Source organism: Legionella navarrensis (genome assembly GCF_052527415.1).
In genome coordinates this window covers 1-2,664 of sequence record NZ_JBNVZR010000043.1, presented here as the reverse complement: position 1 = coordinate 2,664, position 2,664 = coordinate 1, and the positions used below count along the sequence as shown (strand labels likewise).

Below are 2,664 nucleotides of genomic sequence, written 5' to 3'. Positions count from 1 at the left end.
CTCCAAAAACTTAGTGTGCCGATATTGTACATCAAAAAAGCTCTGTGAGCTTCAAAAGGGTGCGCGAGGTGACGGACTCGATGACGATGCGGAGCACGCCGCTTCCCGATTCTGCCCTTCAAAAAACAAGGGGCCCAGCTGTAATGTCACACCATAATCATTAAGCAGACAAACGATTTTCACAAAGCCATGCTTCCTCGCTTCGTGTAACAACCCCCGCCCCATGGTTTTGAGATGGATGAGGTTTTTCTCGAGTAATATCTTAACAATATCAAATTGATTCGCTTTGACGGCATAAATGGCGCATCGATCCAGTCCGTTTGTTCTTCTTACCAGCTCAATGGATAACAGCTTTAAAAATTCATCGATATATCCGTTTCTGGCTGCAAGATGAATCGGTGCCAGACCTTCGGCATCGGCTTCACAAAGACTTGCCGGTTCAAGCTCACCCAGCACTTCTAATACATCGACTTTTCGTACTATTACCGCAAGATGGGCGGGCGTATGCCCATCTGTGTTCTTTTGTCTGATGCTGCAGGGTGCCTTGTTGTCATGTAAAAAACGAACGACAGCAGCCTGCCCTGCAAAGGCAGCAACATGATAGAGATTCTCTGCCCGCACGCAATGCCTGCTCAAAAGCCCGGGGTCGTGTGCCAGCAACAAACTTAAAATCTCGACTCTGCCATGAAAGGCTGCGATATGAGCCGGAGTCAATCCTGTTCGGTTTGTCTGGCTTAAGTTGGCGCCTAGTTCCATTATCAACTGAAAAACAGCACTGTCACAGCGTTCCGCGGCAATATGAACTGGAGACGTATCACTGTCCGATATCAGATTCAGATCTCCACCCTGGCTGTGCAGATACCTGATAACATCAGGGTGGCTATGGAGGGTTGCCGAATGCAGCGCGTAATAACCCAGCATGTTTTTCTGATTCAGAACATAACCCAGCTCGACCATCAGCCGAAGCGGAGCAACGTGACCGACCTGAGCGGCCACAAGCTCTGCGGTAAAGCCCCGCGAATCAACCTGCATCAGATCGACTCCGCACTCGTGCAGGGCCCTGAGGGCGGCAACATACCCTCTGGAAGCGGCCAGAGTAGTGGCATAGATTTTCATATTGTTTTGCCTGCTTAACACCTCAGGCCGTCTGTCCAGCTGATGCAGTTTTCGGATAACATCATCTCGATCATTCAGCGCAGCGACATGAACAGGGGACAGACCATTCGGCAACGCTTCACATATACTGACCCCTACGGTATGCAGAAAATCGATGACATCGAGATGATTATTTATAATCGCTCTCGCGAGGGGCGTATTGCCATCCACGTTGGCTTTATTGAGGTCAATCTTCAGCCAGTGCAGAATTTGAATGACTCCGGTTTTATTGCGTTCAGCAGCAATATGCGCAATGGTATTGCCCTGCTCATCTGCAACTCCCAGATCGATATGTTTGTGGTGCATATCCTGCAGAGCATAAAGATTTTCATTCAGGACCGCCATTCTGAGTGCCGGAAACAGACTTACATTGAACATATGAAGTATTTTGATTGCATATATATTGTCCTGCATCAGGAGGGCTTCCTGCAGCACGGCAAGCTTCTGTTCGCTCAGCAACAAAGGCATCTGCTGACTCGCCATTTTTTCAATAAACGCCCAGTGTCCCTTATCAATAGCGCCTGTCACGGGCAAGTCCCCGACAGAGTTCCTTACCTGTAAGATAGTCCTGTCAGAAGTCCAGAGTGCAAAAAAGGTGTCCCAGCTGCCGTTTGCCGCAGCCAGATGCGCCGGCGTGTTACCCTGTGCATCCGTTGCCTTACTGTCCACACCCAGCTTCAGTAATCGCGAGAGCGTTTTAAGCGCGTTTCGCTGGGCGGCCATGTGGCATAAAGACAGGCCATTTGCAAGAATCAGGTTCTTATTGAGGCCCAGCTCCAGTAGAGAATTTAATGCGGGCAGGTCATCGTACTGGATCACGCGCAGGGCAAACATCGAAATGGCTGCGCTCATGTTGCCAGCCAGGATTGGCTGGAGCATGGGCTGCCTGGGTTCGGAAACTTCAGCACCACCTCTCTGTTTGAGTTTAAAAAATCTGGCGACCATCAGCAAAGGCGGCACGACTCCTTTTGTGGAACCAAGCCAGGCAGGCACACTTACCCCGCTTCGAAACGAATCCTGTCTGAGGAGCCGAACAAATAATTCCACGCCATCTAAAGTATGTGTCAATCTTTCCAGGCAAGTAACCGGCTCGGTTGATCCAATCGGCGTTTGCAAACCAAACTGCAGCAGAGCGCGGGAAAACAGCTCGATTAACTGCTCCCGGCGCTGCTCTTCTGCCATGTTTAGGTATTTTTTTGGTATGGCGTTGGTCATCCTGAAAAACAGGGGAAAGCCCGGAGGCTCGTGTCGTATCACATTTTCCAGCCAGTTTTTTTCCATAACCAGGTGCTCAGACAGCTCCTCCAAAGGCAGCATGGCCATCTTTTGCAGCTTTTTCTCCACCTCTGCACTTGTCTGGCTTAGTGGCCTCTGTTGAGGCGGCGATACAGGCAGCTTCGCGGCTCTTCTGCCTGCACCCCGTTTTCCGGGTTTAGGCGCCCGGGCTGACGAACGGGGCGAGGAGGAGGAAGACGCAGAAGCGGGCGATGAGCAGGCAGGTTCGACTGA

General features: G+C 50.8%; 1 protein-coding gene. It reads right to left on the bottom strand.

Features of this window, described 5'->3' with window-relative positions; translation table 11 throughout:
• Positions 1-51: 51 nt before the first annotated feature.
• A partial coding sequence (locus ACQUTA_RS13015) for an ankyrin repeat domain-containing protein (protein WP_444988695.1) occupies positions 52-2,664 on the bottom strand: 2,613 nt, incomplete at its 5' end.